The sequence below is a fragment of the Anoxybacillus sp. LAT27 genome (assembly GCF_022030075.1).
GTDB classification, from domain to species: Bacteria; Bacillota; Bacilli; order Bacillales; family Anoxybacillaceae; genus Anoxybacillus; species Anoxybacillus kestanbolensis.
On sequence record NZ_JAIWYK010000290.1, the window covers coordinates 1 to 234 of the forward strand.

Consider the following 234-nt stretch of genomic DNA (forward strand, 5'->3'; position numbering starts at 1 on the left):
CATCGTTGTACTCACTTTCTTGCAAAATTTTCTCTATAAGCGGGCGTGCTGTTGATTTTCCTCCAAATCCTGCGTATAGCTGGACCTTGTATGGGGTAATTTTTTCATTTTGACTCATTAGCTCTTTAATTGCCCATTTGATTTTGCGGATGCGAAAGCTTTCTATGTCTTCTGTCGCTTCTTTCAAAAATGCGTTTGTTTTCACAAGTTTTTTATTCAAAAAGGAGCCTTTTG

At 37.6% G+C, this 234-nt stretch carries 1 protein-coding gene; it reads right to left on the reverse strand.

The genetic code is table 11. The annotated features are described in order from the left end of the window. The coding region (locus LD028_RS09495) for a hypothetical protein (protein ID WP_237811675.1) at positions 1–220 on the reverse strand (220 nt) is incomplete at its 3' end. Positions 221–234: the final 14 nt, after the last annotated feature.